This is a genomic window from Shewanella inventionis, assembly GCF_019931735.1.
In the GTDB taxonomy this organism is placed as follows: domain Bacteria; phylum Pseudomonadota; class Gammaproteobacteria; order Enterobacterales; family Shewanellaceae; genus Shewanella; species Shewanella inventionis.
On record NZ_CP082926.1, the window covers coordinates 4245346 to 4260918 of the forward strand.

A 15573-nucleotide genomic window follows, 5' to 3' on the forward strand; every position below is an offset into this window, starting at 1 on the left:
CACCTCACTTCAAGCTTTGAGCAATAATAATCAACTCGCGGTTAGCGTCATTAACATTGTTAACAGATAGAACTTCAAGCTGCTGATTATTATATAAAATAATATCTTCATTGCTTATTTCTTGCGATATGTAACGAGTATTGATTGTGTATACTGTTTTCTGCTTTTTGACTTGCTGTAACAGTGCTTCGTCTATTTGTACTTTAGTTACGTCAGCGTAGAATGTAGCTACTGAGTTCAACTCATGTTTTACTTGCCCTATCTCATCAATGACTTCTGTTGTCCTGATTAACTGGCAACGTTTATTAAGCTTCCCTGCTTGCATAACCACCTCACATATATCTGAACTTAGCTAAAAGATTCTCAACACCAAATGGTATTTCTTTAAGATTTAGCTCAGTTTGTTGCTCTCTATGTTCATAGAAAGTACCGATGATTAAGAGGATTGCTTGCTTTATTGCTGGTGGGACTTCATTAACATCATCAGTGCCAACGACAAAGTTGATTACTGTGTTGCTGTAACTGTTGTTGAAGACAATACTGTTTTTAATGTAACTGACACGATACTCAGAGTTATCTAATAAAACATCGTCAACATATACACTTTCAATCGATTTTAAATCACCGAATAATAACTGTATGGGTTGATTAGCTTTTGTGTTTAGCTCAATGGCTATATGAGTGGTCATTATCTTAATATTGCAGTATTGCTCAACATAATCAGTAGCAGCTTGAATCAGTGACTCTAAGTGATCTCTTTCACTTTCATCACTGATTCTTAAATGTTGCTCAACTTTTGAAACAGAAACAGGGGATATTAAAGGTCTTTTAGTGATCTTATACATATCCCACCTCTATTACTTGATGCGGAATAGTTTCAACAAAGTACTATCTTTCATGATTGTTCCAACACGAGTTTCATAATACAACTGGATGTTGCCAGGATTTGTATATGGGTTTTCTTGTGTGAATGATTCACCGATTGATAAAAGCTCAAAAGCTTCAGCTAAGTTACCGAACACTAATGGAACAGCACCAGTTACGATGTCGCCTAAGTGGTATTCGATTTCAACTGGGAAGTTGAACAAAGTACCAGCAGCAGCACCAGAAACGTCTGGACATAGTAATGGGCGACCATCTAAATCACGTAGTTTCATTAACTCAAGCCACATGCTTTGTGACACATAGAACTTACAACCTTTACGAGCACCTTCATCAACACTAGCGATAATAGATAAAATAGTGTCTAGAACAGCACTAACATAAGCAGCACCAGTACCAGCAGCTACTTTACCAATAGTGCTTGAGTCGATTACTTGGAAATAACGTAAGTCACGAGCATTATCTGATTTAGGTGATTCAATAGCATCAACATGGCTTAAAATACCTTTTGGTTGCTTGTTAGCAGTAACACCTTTAACAAGTGCTTCATGTACTGCACGACCGATTTGGTTAGCAACGTCAGATTTTAACTCACCGAAAATATCAGTTCTAGGGTCATTAATAGCTTCACGTGTAGTGAAAGGATAAGCATAAGTTTTACCAGTAGTACAAGTAACGCGAACACGTTTAGTAGCAGCAGTGTTAGCCACACCTGCGTTAGCTACATCTTCATCAATCCAAGCTGTGCCTGAATAACCAGTTTTAATAAACTTAGAGTGATCTTTGTTTGGTACTGCACGAACGCTAATATCGCGGATCATCGCGCCTTGTGTGCGCATACGGTCGATAACAGCTAAGTCAAAATCGGGTAATATAGTTTCAGCACCGTCACCTTGGTTAACTGTGTTAAGACCTTTTACTAAGAAAGCTTCACCAGCTCCTGATGATTTAATACCTGAACGAATAGCTTCGTTGAATACTTGAGATTTAACATCTACATTTTTTTGAGTCATTGTTTTACGTCCTTGTTTTGCAACTAATGCGTCCAGTGTTTGCACTGTTGATTTAATAGAGTTGATTTCAGAATCGATTTCGGATTTAACGTTTTCGATATCTGATTTCATTTCTGATTTGATTTTTTCTGCACCATCCATGGCGACAGATTTAATATCGTTAACTTCAGCAATAAGTTTTGATTCAAAATCTGACTTTATTTGCTGAACTGATTCTTGAGCTTCAGATTTAACTTGTTCAATATCAGCTTGAGTTTTTACTTGTGTTTGTTCTTGTGCTGATTTCATTTCTGAAACGGCATCAATGATTAAATCTAGTTTGTCCATTGTAAGTTCCCTTTACTTCTAATCCGCATCCCGCAGACGTGACTGTACGAACGCATCGCGCTATTCGTATTTGGTTTCTTAGTTCTTATTTATTTATAAAATAAAAGAAGTGTTTAAGACTTTTTTAACAGTCCTAATAGTTGATCTAGCTTTACATCTTGTGATTCTTTAATAGACTTTTCAGCTTCATATTCTTCAGCTGTATTTAGTCCTTTATAACCAGTAGACATAAATGCTAATGCTTGTGACTTAGTTAAACCGAAATGACTTATTAACTCTTTCTCAATAATACTTGGCTGCGGAATCGCTCCTGTTTCCAAAATACTTTTAATACTTGTTAATATACTTTGGTCGTTACATGGAAATGGAACAATAGAAACTTCTCCTAGTTCAACTTCTAATAACTTTGTTATTTTATTTATACGATCATATTGTTGCTGCTTAACTGTATAACCAATACTAAATCCATTAATCGCATCTGCTTTTAATAAAGCATATATTTCACGCGCTCTTTGAACTTCTAGTATTAACTGTCCAGTCATTTTTAAACCATACTCATCTTCTTCCATCGATATCCATTTACCGATTGGTTCATTACGATTATGGTTAAACAACATTTTAGGCATAGTGCCTTTAGCTGTATGTTCAGCTATTGTTTTCTTGAAAGCTCCTTGAATCGTTTCATCGTTTGCTTTGTCTACATAGTTAAATGTATTCGCATAACAAACGATGATCCCTTTTTCATCAACGGATTTAATATCAAGATCGTATTCACGATATTGCATACTCACCTCTACCTGATAGTGATTGATTGATGTTGTATTTATAGTTTTGTTAGAGGTGGTTTTTCAGTTGTTGCAGGTACTTTAGAGGGATTATTGAACGTGATGTTATTGGTTTGAATAACTCGTTTATCACCATCTTCAATGTGTTCTTCACCGATTTCTGAACGGATTTCGTTAACGCTATAAACACCCATTTCTAAGTATGCTTTATGCACTTCGGCTTGAGTTTTAACGTCACCACGCAAGAACATTTTGTCATCAAACTCGATTTCCATACCGTCAGGTAAGATGCTATTAATCTTTTCTTCAATGTTTTGAAGTAGAGGCCCGATGCATGTTTGATGGAAGAATCTGTTTTGTGATTCAATGTTGTTAAAATGAGCATTTTCCAAGTCACCAATCATGAATGCTGGTACTAAGAAAACACCTGCTATCTCACTTCTTTGATACTTACGAGTTTCTAAAAACTGTGCATCAACGTTAGATGTACCTATAGATTTATAATCAGTGCCATCAACCAACATCGCTGTTCGATTGTGATTACCTGCACCACCGTATGTTTGCACCCAGCTTTCAAGAAATGCGATCTGCGCTTCTCTACTCAAAGGCTTATCACTAGTAATAACACCAGCTGGCGCACTGCCATTCATGAAGAAACTAATACCGTGATTACGTGCGTAGTAGTTCAAGTTAATAACGTTACACGCTACATCAAAGTTATTTAGTCCACGTACACTGTCGAAACTAAAATCTTTAACATGTAATATTTCATTTTGATCATAAACATTAGCACCTAAGCGATACATTAATGTGTCATCAACTAACTCAACTTGAGGTATGATATTTGGTGGTATTGGAAATAAATCAACAATATTACCCCTAGTATCACGAGTAATAAGTGCGTAAAAGTTACCTCTAACATCAAGATGCATAATCATCATTTTTATAAAATCATGCATTGTTTGATAGTTATTAGGACGTTTTGTTAATGTGTTTACTGTTGGGTTATCTTTTGCTTTTAATAAAACACGGCCATTTGTTGTGTTGAACATTTTTAAAGGTAACTGACTTACCGCGTTTGATTTAACTTTAATACAAGCAAGAATATCACTTAACCCTAAAGTTTCCATTTCAGTTAATGAAGCAGTACTGCCTTGATTTCGTATTCTTCGTATTAAATCGTTAAAGTTATTATCATTACTCTTTGTGTTTTTTTCTTTCTGAAAAAACTTGGAATCCATTCCATATTTTTCTCCTGTTATTTATACCTTATAGATACCAAACCTTTCATATCTTCATATATGCTTTGAGTTGATTCTTCTGTAATACGTGATGCAGCAATAATCATCGCCATTAAACTGTCTGTTTTATCTTCATTTGTATTTTTAACAACACTGACAATATTATTTGCATGATTTTTTAATAACGCATTAGAGCAACAATATTCAAAAACCTTATCACCGTTATATTTAATACAACTATCAACAATCATAGCTTCTACACGTTTAGTAGGTTCGTTTAGTTGTACTGGTGTTGGTTTTACTTCAACTACTGTTAATCCGTGTTTATTCCTCAAGTCATTCATTAACTGATTGCCTTGTGCTGGATCGAATGCGACTTCAATAACGTTATACTTCTTACTCAAATCAGCTATGTAATCAAGCACAAGATCGAAGTCAGTAATAGTTGACTCAACTATCTCTAAGTAACCTTGTAAGCTCCATGTGTGATAAAGATTTTGGACTTGTTCTGATGCTTTATTTATAGCGCCACGGGCTATGTAATGTTTTTGCATTAAATGATATTCAATCTTGCCCGATTCAGTATCACTAGCAGGCACTTTGAAGACTGCTGATACCGCGGTTAAATCGATTTTTTGAGCTAAATCCACGCCTATATAACAGTCATAACGCTTGTATTTCTCAGCATTAAAATCTAAATCTGCCACACATTTATCTAAATCTTGTTTCTTTAACCACACCTTTTCACTGTGACAGAACACATTAAGATGCTTTGTTAAAAATCCAGTTCGCTCAGAAACAAGATCACGCGCCATTGCAGCATTTTTACTGATGTCATCATAATCTTTAACGACACCTAAAGCTGGATTAGCCTTAATCCAAGTATCTTCATCAAAGTAATCATCATCTTCATCAATCCCATAAATCATTGTGAACATATGATCAGCTTCAATAACCTTGTCTAACATGCGCTGTCCACGCTTATACAAGTCAACAGCAATACCATCTAAGATTGTTCCTGCTGTACTAATCACAAGCATTAAAGACTGTGTTCTTGCACCTGTACTAGTGTCCATAACCCCGTATAGATTGCGGTCAGTCCATTCGTGTATTTCATCACATACGACTAAGTGACTTGATAAACCATCTAGTGTTGAGCTGTTGTTAGCTAATGGCTGATATTTACTATTTACGTAATGCATCCCATCAAAGCGTTGTTTAAATGCTTTATCGTATTTAACAGACATTCCATTTATGATTTTTGTAGATTGGTCATATACGATTTTTGCTTGTTTAAGCGATGGCCCTACTGAATAAACTTGTGCGCCATGCTCACCATCAGCTAAGAAGAAATACAATGCTAAACCAGATGATAATGCTGATTTACCATTCTTACGTGCTACCCAAAGCTGTGCTTCTGTAAAACGTCTTACATGCTTTTTGCTGCGGTGATGTGGTTCTTTTTTTAACCATCCAATGATGTTTGAAACAATGAATATCTGCCACGGCATAAGCTCAAATGGCTTACCATAAAAATCACCATCCGTGTGTTTCATGTGCTTATAGAAATCAACTATTCGCTGAGCTTTTTTAGTTGAGAATATGTATTTAAAATCAGGTTCAGATGATGCTTTTAAATCATCTATAAATCTTTGACATGCTAGTTTGATGTACTTATTACTATTGATATATCCAGTGATAATGTCTGCTGCATATAAGTATGCTTGTCGATAATCTTGTGTGGGTATTTTTGGTATATCTTTTAGCTTTGTATTAAATCCATGAACATCAAGCAGCATTTCATATCTGCTTAGGCTCATTAGATATCCTCATTTAAGAAGTCAGTAAAAGCATCAGCACTAGCAACACCAGCACGGAACATTGGATCTTTTAATAAACCTGTTTTGGTTAATAGCTCGATGATGTTTTTGAATGCGGCTTGTTTGGTCTGTACTGCTGGTGATTGTTTTGTTACTGCGTGACCATTAGCGCCCTTAACAGTGATTGTTGAACCGTTTATCTCAAGTTCATTAATAGCTTGAACATATTCGTTAAGCTCAATCGCTAACATGCTCATTAACACGTTATCAATATCATCAGTGTCGCTATAAGTACCCTCGATGATTTTTGATACTTGTTTGTAAAACTGTTCAGACGGCTTAGGCAGCCATTTAAGTTTTTTCATAAGCCCTCCTTGGCTTTGCTTTGCTCCACGCAGCAGAAAGCACCACACTTTTTGGGGTGCTAGGAATAATATTTATTAAGATTGGTTTCGGTGCGTTGTTTAAACGTTTTGTTTTTAAACTTTACCCACCCCCCCTATGTTATTTATTTAAAAATAAAGAGCGGAATATGCGTTATTTAGTCAGTTTCAAGTGCGTTCAGTAGTGGTTCACATGGCTTTTAGTGGAGCTTTTAGTAGGGCTTTTAGTGGGGCTTTATTGAGGGTCTGATACTTACTTGTGTAGCCATTTGTCAGTGTTGTCAGTATCAGTGCTGTCTGCTGTATCTATAATGCTTAGTGCTTTAATAATGAACCTAAGTACATCTAGTTCATCGTCACCTGTTAGTGTCTCTTGACTGTTCAGTGACGTTATAGTCAGTCCATTGTTATCACAGTACTTAATCCATAACACATCACCGTTATAGTCCATCATTACGTTATGTAGTTGTTCAACTTTAATCATCTATTACTCCTTACTCCTTGTAGTGCTTATTAGTTATTAGTTATTAGTTATTACCATCCCTGGTTAATGTCTCTACCTATTCCCTTTACTAACTCATTCTTCTTACGCTCTTGCTGTGCCTTACCTGTCTTAACGTTATGGCAGGCGTGGCATAAGCTTTGTAAGTTCAAGTAATCATCACGCTTACTGTAATCGTCCTGTAGTTCAATAATGTGATCGACTAATGTAGCAAGCTTAGTAATGCCTAACGCATCGCAATGACTGCATAATGGGTGTTCACGTATGTATTGGTCACGTAATCGTTTCCATGTATTAGTGAAGTAGAATGAGTGTCGTGATGGTCGGTCTTTGTTGTATCGTTTATGTCGTTCTGATACTTGGGATTGGTAGTATTGCTGGTGTGTATCACAGTATCCATTGTCATTTAAATGAGCTGTGATGCATCCTGATTTAGTACATGTTCTCATCTGTGTTTGGTTCAGTTGGTTCAGTTGTTTCGGTTGGTTCAGTATCTGCTTTTAACTTCAAGCGATAACACCACATAAAGTTCTCGTCTTGATATTGCTCGATAATATAATCAGATGGATTTTGTGATTCATCTAACGCACTGAATAACTCTAGTGTTACATCAGCAGGTAATGAGTGGTCGTTGTCGAATGGTATAATGTCCATATTATTTTCCTTTTAGTTGAATAAGTTTCGCTCTACTGCAATGTTACACAAAACTTTAGTATATGCAGGTGGCATTATTACGTGATGCTCGTATTGAGGTAGCTTTTGAAATGCACCATAAAAGTATTCGTCGCCATTTGGTAGTGATTGGCTTGATGATCTGAATGTTTTTAATAGTAACTTTAACTCTACGTCAGTTAACGATTCAAAATCTTCTTTAGTAAGTTTAGTAAAATCATTTTTCATTTCATCAACTTCAACAAATAGATTTTGTTCATGTGAGTCTTTGATAAAGTCTGCGATATATTTTACTGAACTAGATGTTTGTTCTGTTGCTGAATGTTCTGTGTAGCTTGATGATTGTCTCATGTTAGTTTCCTTTTAGTTTTAGTTATTACAGTGTTCATTGCTGTACCCTGTTGTTAATCTCTACATAATGCATTCATATTTCGCGTCATACTTCTCAAGTAACACACCACCATTAATAAAGCGTGATCTTGATAATACCCATTTCTCTCTTTCGGTTCCGTATTTTGCTACCATAGGTGGAATAAAATATGGGTCTACATCAGCAAAGCACCAGAACCAACCAGCTTCTATATACCAATAGTTGTCGAAGTATTTGAAGCCAGTGTCACAGCATAATGATGGTCTGAAGTTTAAGAAACAGCTTCTCATTTCTTCTGTTGTTATGAATATTTTAGTTTCTATCTTCATTGTTGTATCCTGTTGCTGTAGTAACAGCTAACTGATCTGCTTCACTTAGTTCGTTATACTTTTGTTCTATGTGTTCATGTGTAATCTCAACATAGTATTTGTATGGTGCATTAAGGTCTGTAGGTTCACTTATAATGCAGTTGTTAAAATACAAAAGAGCACAACTCCATATAAAAGTTTCTCCTGTATCGTCATATGATCGCGGATTAGCCAACATGATGTTGAAGAATAAAACAATATCTTCTATGGTTGGATTAGTAGCTTTGTTTAGCTCTTTGTTTAAATCGTATATTGTTTGTAAGCTGTATTTACTTTTCATTTATGTATCCTGTTGTGAGTGTAATAGTAACAACTCTATTTCTAGTGTCTGTTTAGTCTTAGTTGTTACTGCTGTTATTTTACTTTATACGCGTCAATACCATTTGAGGTATATAGATAACAAGTTCTTCTAATCCTAATGATTCACGTGTAGTGTTTAAATCAACTACTAATATTTTGATTTTATCCATCAATACATTTAGTTGATTTTGTTGTTCTGTTACATCAGTTGAAGTCAACACAGTTAGGTTAGTGTTGATTTTGTTTAACTCATTATAATCTCTCAAATAGTATCTTAGAGTTGTTTCTTGTTCATGTTGGATTGTGTTCATGTTTTATCCTTTTTGTGTGTTATTGCTTACTTTTTATTTATACATAGATAACTAAGTTCACATAAGTGTCTTATATACTGTTGTATCCTGTTGCTAATGTAACGGTAAACTGATCTGTTTCATCTAGTTCAGAGTACCTAGTATTGATTATATCTTTGATACTAGAGCGACTTGTTTTTATACATATGTCTTCTACTTCAATAAGGCACATCAAAGTATCTAATGTATTTGGCATGTCGTTGTTTAGTAGTCGTTTATTGTAGATATCAACTTTTTCACTGACTATTTTATTAAGATTTTGACCAGCTTGAGAGTCGCTGTATATATCTTTTTTTATTTCATAGTTCATATCAGCAGTAATCGATTGAGTAATGTTATTTGTTGATTGTTTTACCATACAGCTAGTGATGAATGGTGTGGTTGCTTTATCACTGTTACTAGTAAAATAACATGCATTTGATTTAGTATTAGGATCTGTTAGTTTTTGTATTATCTGGCTCACTAACAACTCAATATCGATATCATATTTGTTTTCATATTTTTGCATTTCTTTATACAATGCATCCAATACCTTACGTTTTAAATCAGTACAAAAGTATTTTTTATACAGCATTAATGCTTCCATCATTTTAGTCATCTCACCTATTGTTATTCTTTCCTGTACATACATTTTCACTAATAACATCAAGTTTAATCTTCAAGTTATTAGCTATTACTATTTGGTTTTGCTCTATTGTATTTAACTTTTCTAAAACTGGGACGGTTACTGCATAAGCAGTGCTCGCAATAGCTATTACTAAAAACATTACAGAAAATACGTTACTCATATATTACTCCTTACTGCCTGATAGTTTAAAAACTTGTACATTATCGCCTACACGTTTAAATCTTAAATCTGATAGTTCTTTCGTAACTTCAAATGGTTCAAATGGTGTTAGTTGATATTCGTTAATGCTTATTGTTGTTAGATGAATAACAGGAACACGTCCTAATATTGGATCGTCAAATGTCAGTTGTTTGTTTTCTTTGTGTTGTTGGTATTGCTGGTATTGCTTTAAACCTTGTGCGCTCATTCCTGATATCCTTATGCTGTTACTTAACATTGCTTCCTTTCTTATATGTATTTAGGGTTTCTAAACAAAAAGCCCGTCAAACGGGCTTAATATTCTAATCATCAAACCAAACACCACTTTCAACCTTTATTATCTTTGAATAATCAACAGTATGATCAAACAATCTATGCTTCTTTCCAGCAACGTACCAATATTCTTTATGTATACTGCCATCAATCTGATAATAAATCTTAGCAGGAGCATCTAATCTATGAAGTTTTCCATTTATATACCACGATTCACTTTTAACTAGTCCACTTTCATAATATTCGATCTTAGCAGGACCATCTAATCTATGAAGTTTTCCATTTATATACCACGATTCACATTCAACTAGTCCACTTTCATAATGATGAATAAAAGCTGGACCGTTTAATCTATGTAATATTCTGCCTTTTAAATAACCAATACAGTAATCATTGTCATATTGGACTTTTACCATAGTGACTTCATTGTCATCATTATTATTATCATTATTCATTTTATTACCTGCTATTTGTAAGTGTTGCTTTCTTATATGTATTTAGGGTTTCTAAACAAAAAGCCCGTCAAACGGGCTTAATATTCTTACTAGTACTGTTTAAAAGTTAGTTAAAGACTTAGTTAAAACTAATACCAGCTTGTTTCATTTCATATTCGCGCTGAATCTGCTTCACTAAATGAATATCTACTCGACATGTAACAGCGTTATCGAACTTACTTGATCCGTGTTGGCGTGATTCGTTTTGAGCATGGAGACTATTACTATTGCTGAGTAAAAAACCTACGATACTTTCCCCATTTATAACTCGCTCAATGTATGGCATAAGTGCTTCTTTATTGAACACAAGCACATCTTCTACTTCGTCATCACGTATGCACCAATGGTATAAATCAGCTTTGCTATGTAAAAAGCTGCCAGCATTCATAATGGTTGGATCGTTAGTGTTATATTCCATTAGCTCAACGTTAATAGTGCCGTGAATAAATGCTTTTGGCTGGTGTTTAACATCAATCGTTTCACCAGTAACTGATACATAGTCAATGCCCTGTTTTAGCTGCTCGTCTAATGTAGCTGCACGTCCACCAAAGCTTTTAATAATCTTTGCGACAGTACGCGCTTCGTAGCTATAACCAGCTTTACTATTATTAGGTGTATAACCGAAAGTTAGCTGTGTAGCTCTGTTAAGCTTGAATGGCTTGTTTAATGAGTGTGTTTTTGAAGTGTTGCTGCTTGTACTTGTGTTCATAAGATACCTTTATATTGTTTGAAAGTGCTTTTGCCTTTCTTCATAGGTATTTATGTTTAAGGATTTAAAAGTGCTTCAAACGGGCTAAAAACGCCACATAGTTCATTTATTGAACAGTCGTTTTTGTAAAGGCCAAAAAAAAGGCCCAACCGTGATTAATCACGCTGAGCCAAATCTTTATTCAACAAATAGACCTGGAAGTATATTTGTGAAAACTAAACACCCATTATTAGAAATCAACGCATTATAATCTAGTGCATTATTTTCAGTGTTATCTTATATAACAATATTATTTATTCTTATATTTTAGCCTAGAAACTTTTTCAAGACGGTGAGAAACCACATGTTAGTGTTATTGTGAACTGATCGTGTTCACTGTATTCATTATATTTTTCAGTAAGTATTTGTTGGCGATTGTCTTTAAACACGTTGATATCACTTGAGTTTAAACCTGCAAAGAGTTGTAATAGTTCTTCGCTTATTACAGGGTTAGGTTGTGTTATTTGAACCCATAGTTCCAAATCATCATTAATACTAAATGAACCAACATTCTCTATTTCTTCAATGATTAGTTTTAGTTTTTGTATATCAGTGTAAGTGAAACCTATATTGACACCATTGTGGTGTATCACATATTTCTTTTTCGATGCGTTCTCAGTGTATTTCATATGATTCTCTTGTGTTTGTGTTTACTTGGTATTTAGTTATAAAAAGTTTAGCCACAAAAAAGCTCAATCATGATTAACATGAGAGCCTTACTTTATTTCTACATACATGATGAGCTGACTAGTAACTTCCGGCTAAGTACACGGAATATTTTTTTATTGTAAAAAATGGCTGTTTTTGCTTAGGAATGGCTAGTTTTTCGTTGTTATTAGCGGCTTTTTAGGCTTGTTTTTAGCTGTTTACGCTTATTGTATATCCACTGTTAAAGCTTACCCTCAGCTTCAAAGCGACTCTTTAGCTTACTAATCGCCATCTTTGATACTTGATATTGTGTCGCAAGCAATGCACCAGTGATTTTCGATTTACCAGCTTTCTTGTCCTGTAAGCAGCGAAGTATCTCAGCTTCATCACTGAACGATAACTTAGATCCCTCACGTCTATGTGTCTTTTCACCACCTTTCAATACTGTCATCTTTATAGATGGATCGAATGTTGTCTTAGTGGCTGGAACGACTTCACATTCACGTTGACCATTAGCATTAGTACCCATAGCAACATCATGCGATTGGAATATTGCACCTGACGGATAATGAATCTGAAATGCTATGACGTTTTGATCATAAGCAGCTACCCAACAAGCAACATTCACATCGCGCATAATGCCTAGCTGTAAGTTTCTCTCTTGTACTATGTTGCCGCACTTGATTGATACACCCTCATAGTGTTTTGAGTAATGCTTCTTGTATGACTCAACAGCACCATTGAACATTGAGTCCCAATCATTAAGAACTTTGGTATCTGGTGTGGTTGTTGTGATGCGATATTGGCACTTAGCTACTTGATCAGGAACTTCTTCATCAAGAATAGTAGTGATATAAACATAGCCCGAAAGAGTGCCAGCTTTTTTGGTTGATTGACCGATTACAGTGTCTTGGTCGTTGATGTAAATCTTAGTGGTTCTTTGTGTAGACATGATGCACTCCTTGCGTGTTGTCCTATGTACTATTATAACATTCCATTGTGGTAAACTCGTTTTTCAGTTTACGTAGTATTTAGTATTTGAGTTTATTTTGTGGCTGTAATAGCTAGATTTCTGCATATCACATTTGAGTTTACGCCTAATCAGTTTACGTGCTGCTTTATTAAGCGATTTCTGTTGGTTTTATAAGCAGATTCGTGATTATTTTGGGATTTGTAAACTGGAACCTTGGTTTTCGCCGTTGCTATTAAGATACTATCTAGCGTTCCTGTATTGCTTTTCAATACATCACTTCTCTATCATTTTAAGAGCTATCTCGTAAACTCTATAGCTCTTAAAATGATAGAGAAGCAAGTATAACTTCGTGCTTCGCTGTCTTCCTGTCGGCATACATCAAAGGCACTAGGTTCTTCGCTTTCGCTATTCATTAGGCAAAGCAACAACATTAAAAGCTATGAGAAGCAGTGAGAAGCACATAAAAAGCTATGAGAAGCACATTAAGAGATTAGGTAGCTGTTTCACAGCCCATCGCTACGCTCAGCGGCAGTTCTACAGCAGGGAACCCGAAGGCACTATGGGAAGTTGTTCCGCGCAATGCCAACGCGACATTCACTTGTACATTGCTTGAGCAACGCGATTGAACATACATACAAGCATACACTTTATTATAGTTGCTTTTTAAGAATGGCAACATCTAAGCCATTATTATTATTATAAAAAAGTTAAATGCGCACTATAATAAAGTGTAGTGTGCTTGTATATTCAGTAAGGCAACAGATTAAGAATCAAGGCCGCGCGGAGCGTGTGCCTCCTATTCTATATTCATCAATCTCTCATTCATTCAATATCTCTCTTAGTTTAAGTAGTTTAAGTTTCATTACTTCAATATTCTTTAGTGCTTTCAATAACTCTAAAGCATAGCTACGTGATTCATCACAGTGAAAGTCTGCTGGTTCAAGATGCTCAAGTTCTTCAATACGATTCATTATTATTCCTTACTTTGTTGTTACATGTAGCTGGTTATCAAATCAAAAACTATTCTAATCAAAGCGCGTTAAAATGTTCCAACAGGAAACTGGTTACTGAATACTGAATACTGAATACTGAATACTGGAAACTGAAGCCACAAAAAAGCCCAGCAATGCTAGGCTCTTTATACTTTTACTTTTACTTTTACTTAACTTCTGGCTGATTTGGCTGATCTAATGCAGTTTTAATCTTCTGAACTAGTTCATCATCAAATGTTGTAGCAGTACATTTAGCAGCCATAACAGCTAGCTCAATGATTACCCATTTAATCAATGCTTCACTAGCCACAGCTAATAACACACTTTTTAATGCAGCTAACAATCCTTGTACGATTATTGTTCCCATGACATCTCCTTGTCTTTTTACTTACTTACCTACTTACCTTTAACACTTAACAGCACATCAATGTGCTTCTGTACTCTTGTAGGTGTTTGCTTATACCAACGGCTATTTTTCATTTCATAAGCCGCTTTTTCATAATCACCTGCTTTCAAAGCAAGCAACATTTTCTTGAACTTCAATAAGCCGTTATAGCCAATCTGAAATACGGTCTCGATTAATACATCATTAACCACTTGATACTCGTCCATGTGTATCTTGGCTGCTAATGTCCTAGCCGTTTCAATATCTTTATCTAACAAAGCATCAGCTTCTAATGGCGTTATTGGTAACTGGTTATCAGCACATCTATGCCCGTATCCAATAGTGGTAAATCCCTCACTACATTTATACGAATGAAAATGACCATCACTGAAAAAGCCTTTGTACTGCTGATATTCAATAGATCCTTCGTTTAGTTTTATCCGTTCTTTAAGCGCATTACGACTGCTTAAACGACTAGCTACATTACTAGCTACATTACTAGCTACATTACTAGCTTTATCACTGTTCACCATCCTTGGTTCCTCTAAATAGTTTTATGTATTTATGAGGATTTGATGGACATTTGATGAACAATAAAAATAACAATAAAAATAAACAAAAACTGATACTTAACCAAAAGGAACTAGCTGAACTAAGGGCTAATGCTAAATGTCACTTTTGTAAGACTGATAGCGATTTAGTAGTCGATCACGACCACACAACACATCACATAAGAGAGGTCTTGTGCCGTTTATGTAACGGTGCATTCTTGCTCGGAGGGATTGAAAACAGGCTTAATACACTAGCTAAACGTACTGGGTTAACACTTGCTGATGCTATTAAAATGATCAGTGATTACTTAACTAATGACTATTCGATGAATCATTACTATACAAATATGCTAGCAGTGGAAGCTAAACGCTTTGCACGTTTAAACGCAGGAGAGCAACGGGAGCAGCTTGCTTTATATAACGTGGATACAACTGCATTAACTAATAACAAGCAACGTTTAACAGCGTTTAAACAAGCGTTAAAGCTAATACACAAGAGGAAAAAATGATGGAAAAAACTGTGACTGAAATGGCTGAAATGACTGAAAGTGAGTGGGCTACTTATATACTTGATAGTCCATTAGCACTTGAGCTTTTAGAGGATGATCCTGAGTTATTATTGAAAATACTAGAAGCATAAAAAAGCCCACATCAGTGGGCTTTTGCTTAA

26 protein-coding genes are annotated in these 15573 nt (G+C 35.2%); 2 read left to right on the forward strand and 24 right to left on the reverse strand.

Annotated elements, in window-relative coordinates:
• Window positions 1-4: 4 nt before the first annotated feature.
• The 24 genes from K8B83_RS18950 to K8B83_RS19065 all read right to left on the reverse strand — a co-directional run bounded on the left by K8B83_RS18950 (window position 5) and on the right by K8B83_RS19065 (window position 14885).
• Window positions 5-325 carry a head-tail adaptor protein gene (locus K8B83_RS18950; RefSeq protein ID WP_223418687.1) on the reverse strand — a complete coding sequence of 107 codons (321 nt, stop codon included), beginning with the start codon at window positions 323-325 and terminating at the stop codon, window positions 5-7.
• A gap of 7 nt (window positions 326-332) precedes the next feature.
• Window positions 333-845, reverse strand: a complete 513-nt coding sequence (locus K8B83_RS18955; protein ID WP_223418689.1) for a head-tail connector protein — start codon at window positions 843-845, stop codon at window positions 333-335.
• A gap of 12 nt (window positions 846-857) precedes the next feature.
• A complete protein-coding gene (locus K8B83_RS18960) occupies window positions 858-2222 on the reverse strand; it encodes a phage major capsid protein (protein WP_223418690.1) in 1365 nt (454 codons plus the stop codon).
• Window positions 2223-2335: 113 nt separating this feature from the next.
• Complete coding sequence (locus K8B83_RS18965; RefSeq protein ID WP_223418692.1) at window positions 2336-3007, reverse strand: HK97 family phage prohead protease; 672 nt, start codon at window positions 3005-3007, stop codon at window positions 2336-2338.
• A 38-nt stretch (window positions 3008-3045) separates the two neighbouring features.
• Complete coding sequence (locus tag K8B83_RS18970) at window positions 3046-4248, reverse strand: phage portal protein (protein WP_223418694.1); 1203 nt, start codon at window positions 4246-4248, stop codon at window positions 3046-3048.
• 17 nt (window positions 4249-4265) lie between these two features.
• The gene (locus K8B83_RS18975) at window positions 4266-6068 is read right to left on the reverse strand and encodes a terminase large subunit (protein WP_223418696.1); all 1803 of its coding nucleotides are present in this window, start codon (window positions 6066-6068) and stop codon (window positions 4266-4268) included.
• Window positions 6068-6433 (reverse strand): P27 family phage terminase small subunit, encoded by a 366-nt coding sequence (locus K8B83_RS18980; protein WP_223418698.1) that lies wholly within the window; start codon window positions 6431-6433, stop codon window positions 6068-6070. Before K8B83_RS18980 ends, K8B83_RS18975 begins: the two co-directional genes overlap by 1 nt.
• 271 nt (window positions 6434-6704) lie before the next feature.
• Window positions 6705-6935 carry a hypothetical protein gene (locus K8B83_RS18985; RefSeq protein WP_223418700.1) on the reverse strand — a complete coding sequence of 77 codons (231 nt, stop codon included), beginning with the start codon at window positions 6933-6935 and terminating at the stop codon, window positions 6705-6707.
• 50 nt (window positions 6936-6985) lie between these two features.
• Window positions 6986-7402, reverse strand: a complete 417-nt coding sequence (locus K8B83_RS18990; RefSeq protein WP_223418701.1) for an HNH endonuclease — start codon at window positions 7400-7402, stop codon at window positions 6986-6988.
• Window positions 7386-7607: a hypothetical protein gene (locus K8B83_RS18995; protein WP_223418703.1), complete on the reverse strand. Its 222-nt coding sequence runs from the start codon at window positions 7605-7607 to the stop codon at window positions 7386-7388. The genes K8B83_RS18990 and K8B83_RS18995 overlap by 17 nt, the downstream gene beginning before the upstream one ends.
• Window positions 7608-7619: 12 nt before the next feature.
• Window positions 7620-7976 (reverse strand): hypothetical protein, encoded by a 357-nt coding sequence (locus K8B83_RS19000; protein WP_223418705.1) that lies wholly within the window; start codon window positions 7974-7976, stop codon window positions 7620-7622.
• 60 nt (window positions 7977-8036) lie between these two features.
• Window positions 8037-8324, reverse strand: coding sequence for a hypothetical protein (locus K8B83_RS19005; RefSeq protein WP_223418706.1), 288 nt, complete (start codon window positions 8322-8324; stop codon window positions 8037-8039).
• Window positions 8308-8643 carry a hypothetical protein gene (locus K8B83_RS19010; protein WP_223418708.1) on the reverse strand — a complete coding sequence of 112 codons (336 nt, stop codon included), beginning with the start codon at window positions 8641-8643 and terminating at the stop codon, window positions 8308-8310. Before K8B83_RS19010 ends, K8B83_RS19005 begins: the two co-directional genes overlap by 17 nt.
• Window positions 8644-8722: 79 nt before the next feature.
• Complete coding sequence (locus tag K8B83_RS19015; protein ID WP_223418710.1) at window positions 8723-8974, reverse strand: hypothetical protein; 252 nt, start codon at window positions 8972-8974, stop codon at window positions 8723-8725.
• A 70-nt stretch (window positions 8975-9044) separates the two neighbouring features.
• Window positions 9045-9602, reverse strand: coding sequence for a hypothetical protein (locus K8B83_RS19020; protein WP_223418712.1), 558 nt, complete (start codon window positions 9600-9602; stop codon window positions 9045-9047).
• Window positions 9603-9612: 10 nt separating this feature from the next.
• Window positions 9613-9801 (reverse strand): hypothetical protein, encoded by a 189-nt coding sequence (locus K8B83_RS19025; protein WP_223418714.1) that lies wholly within the window; start codon window positions 9799-9801, stop codon window positions 9613-9615.
• A 3-nt stretch (window positions 9802-9804) separates the two neighbouring features.
• On the reverse strand, window positions 9805-10047 hold the full coding sequence (locus K8B83_RS19030; RefSeq protein ID WP_223418715.1) for a hypothetical protein: 243 nt from the start codon (window positions 10045-10047) through the stop codon (window positions 9805-9807).
• A gap of 94 nt (window positions 10048-10141) precedes the next feature.
• The gene (locus tag K8B83_RS19035) at window positions 10142-10567 is read right to left on the reverse strand and encodes a toxin-antitoxin system YwqK family antitoxin (protein WP_223418717.1); all 426 of its coding nucleotides are present in this window, start codon (window positions 10565-10567) and stop codon (window positions 10142-10144) included.
• Between the two features lie 118 nt (window positions 10568-10685).
• Complete coding sequence (locus K8B83_RS19040) at window positions 10686-11315, reverse strand: hypothetical protein (protein WP_223418718.1); 630 nt, start codon at window positions 11313-11315, stop codon at window positions 10686-10688.
• Between the two features lie 323 nt (window positions 11316-11638).
• Entirely contained in the window at window positions 11639-11983 is a 345-nt protein-coding gene (locus K8B83_RS19045; protein ID WP_223418720.1) for a hypothetical protein, read from the reverse strand.
• 260 nt (window positions 11984-12243) lie between these two features.
• Entirely contained in the window at window positions 12244-12954 is a 711-nt protein-coding gene (locus K8B83_RS19050) for a hypothetical protein (RefSeq protein ID WP_223418722.1), read from the reverse strand.
• An 839-nt stretch (window positions 12955-13793) separates the two neighbouring features.
• Window positions 13794-13946, reverse strand: coding sequence for a hypothetical protein (locus tag K8B83_RS19055; protein ID WP_223418724.1), 153 nt, complete (start codon window positions 13944-13946; stop codon window positions 13794-13796).
• A 187-nt stretch (window positions 13947-14133) separates the two neighbouring features.
• On the reverse strand, window positions 14134-14334 hold the full coding sequence (locus K8B83_RS19060) for a hypothetical protein (protein WP_223418726.1): 201 nt from the start codon (window positions 14332-14334) through the stop codon (window positions 14134-14136).
• Between the two features lie 29 nt (window positions 14335-14363).
• Window positions 14364-14885: a glycoside hydrolase family protein gene (locus K8B83_RS19065; RefSeq protein WP_223418728.1), complete on the reverse strand. Its 522-nt coding sequence runs from the start codon at window positions 14883-14885 to the stop codon at window positions 14364-14366.
• Window positions 14886-14938: 53 nt separating this feature from the next.
• Between K8B83_RS19065 and K8B83_RS19070 the strand changes: the two genes are divergently transcribed.
• Both K8B83_RS19070 and K8B83_RS21665 read left to right on the forward strand, forming a co-directional pair.
• Entirely contained in the window at window positions 14939-15412 is a 474-nt protein-coding gene (locus K8B83_RS19070) for an endonuclease domain-containing protein (protein WP_223418730.1), read from the forward strand.
• Window positions 15409-15543, forward strand: coding sequence for a hypothetical protein (locus K8B83_RS21665; protein WP_263283558.1), 135 nt, complete (start codon window positions 15409-15411; stop codon window positions 15541-15543). Before K8B83_RS19070 ends, K8B83_RS21665 begins: the two co-directional genes overlap by 4 nt.
• Window positions 15544-15573: the final 30 nt, after the last annotated feature.

What these genes read in the sequence shown, in the direction of transcription:
- K8B83_RS21665 (WP_263283558.1), top strand. Translation starts at nt 15,409, where the DNA reads ATGATGGAAAAAACTGTGACTGAAATGGCTGAAATGACTGAAAGTGAG.
- K8B83_RS19040 (WP_223418718.1), bottom strand. Translation starts at nt 11,315, where the DNA reads ATGAACACAAGTACAAGCAGCAACACTTCAAAAACACACTCATTAAAC.
- K8B83_RS19050 (WP_223418722.1), bottom strand. Translation starts at nt 12,954, where the DNA reads ATGTCTACACAAAGAACCACTAAGATTTACATCAACGACCAAGACACT.
- K8B83_RS18995 (WP_223418703.1), bottom strand. Translation starts at nt 7,607, where the DNA reads ATGGACATTATACCATTCGACAACGACCACTCATTACCTGCTGATGTA.
- K8B83_RS19020 (WP_223418712.1), bottom strand. Translation starts at nt 9,602, where the DNA reads ATGATGGAAGCATTAATGCTGTATAAAAAATACTTTTGTACTGATTTA.
- K8B83_RS18985 (WP_223418700.1), bottom strand. Translation starts at nt 6,935, where the DNA reads ATGATTAAAGTTGAACAACTACATAACGTAATGATGGACTATAACGGT.
- K8B83_RS18950 (WP_223418687.1), bottom strand. Translation starts at nt 325, where the DNA reads ATGCAAGCAGGGAAGCTTAATAAACGTTGCCAGTTAATCAGGACAACA.
- K8B83_RS18970 (WP_223418694.1), bottom strand. Translation starts at nt 4,248, where the DNA reads ATGGATTCCAAGTTTTTTCAGAAAGAAAAAAACACAAAGAGTAATGAT.
- K8B83_RS19005 (WP_223418706.1), bottom strand. Translation starts at nt 8,324, where the DNA reads ATGAAGATAGAAACTAAAATATTCATAACAACAGAAGAAATGAGAAGC.
- K8B83_RS18955 (WP_223418689.1), bottom strand. Translation starts at nt 845, where the DNA reads ATGTATAAGATCACTAAAAGACCTTTAATATCCCCTGTTTCTGTTTCA.
- K8B83_RS19045 (WP_223418720.1), bottom strand. Translation starts at nt 11,983, where the DNA reads ATGAAATACACTGAGAACGCATCGAAAAAGAAATATGTGATACACCAC.
- K8B83_RS18960 (WP_223418690.1), bottom strand. Translation starts at nt 2,222, where the DNA reads ATGGACAAACTAGATTTAATCATTGATGCCGTTTCAGAAATGAAATCA.
- K8B83_RS19030 (WP_223418715.1), bottom strand. Translation starts at nt 10,047, where the DNA reads ATGAGCGCACAAGGTTTAAAGCAATACCAGCAATACCAACAACACAAA.
- K8B83_RS19060 (WP_223418726.1), bottom strand. Translation starts at nt 14,334, where the DNA reads ATGGGAACAATAATCGTACAAGGATTGTTAGCTGCATTAAAAAGTGTG.
- K8B83_RS19015 (WP_223418710.1), bottom strand. Translation starts at nt 8,974, where the DNA reads ATGAACACAATCCAACATGAACAAGAAACAACTCTAAGATACTATTTG.
- K8B83_RS18980 (WP_223418698.1), bottom strand. Translation starts at nt 6,433, where the DNA reads ATGAAAAAACTTAAATGGCTGCCTAAGCCGTCTGAACAGTTTTACAAA.
- K8B83_RS18965 (WP_223418692.1), bottom strand. Translation starts at nt 3,007, where the DNA reads ATGCAATATCGTGAATACGATCTTGATATTAAATCCGTTGATGAAAAA.
- K8B83_RS19000 (WP_223418705.1), bottom strand. Translation starts at nt 7,976, where the DNA reads ATGAGACAATCATCAAGCTACACAGAACATTCAGCAACAGAACAAACA.
- K8B83_RS19065 (WP_223418728.1), bottom strand. Translation starts at nt 14,885, where the DNA reads ATGGTGAACAGTGATAAAGCTAGTAATGTAGCTAGTAATGTAGCTAGT.
- K8B83_RS19055 (WP_223418724.1), bottom strand. Translation starts at nt 13,946, where the DNA reads ATGAATCGTATTGAAGAACTTGAGCATCTTGAACCAGCAGACTTTCAC.
- K8B83_RS19070 (WP_223418730.1), top strand. Translation starts at nt 14,939, where the DNA reads ATGAACAATAAAAATAACAATAAAAATAAACAAAAACTGATACTTAAC.
- K8B83_RS19010 (WP_223418708.1), bottom strand. Translation starts at nt 8,643, where the DNA reads ATGAAAAGTAAATACAGCTTACAAACAATATACGATTTAAACAAAGAG.
- K8B83_RS19035 (WP_223418717.1), bottom strand. Translation starts at nt 10,567, where the DNA reads ATGAATAATGATAATAATAATGATGACAATGAAGTCACTATGGTAAAA.
- K8B83_RS18975 (WP_223418696.1), bottom strand. Translation starts at nt 6,068, where the DNA reads ATGAGCCTAAGCAGATATGAAATGCTGCTTGATGTTCATGGATTTAAT.
- K8B83_RS19025 (WP_223418714.1), bottom strand. Translation starts at nt 9,801, where the DNA reads ATGAGTAACGTATTTTCTGTAATGTTTTTAGTAATAGCTATTGCGAGC.
- K8B83_RS18990 (WP_223418701.1), bottom strand. Translation starts at nt 7,402, where the DNA reads ATGAGAACATGTACTAAATCAGGATGCATCACAGCTCATTTAAATGAC.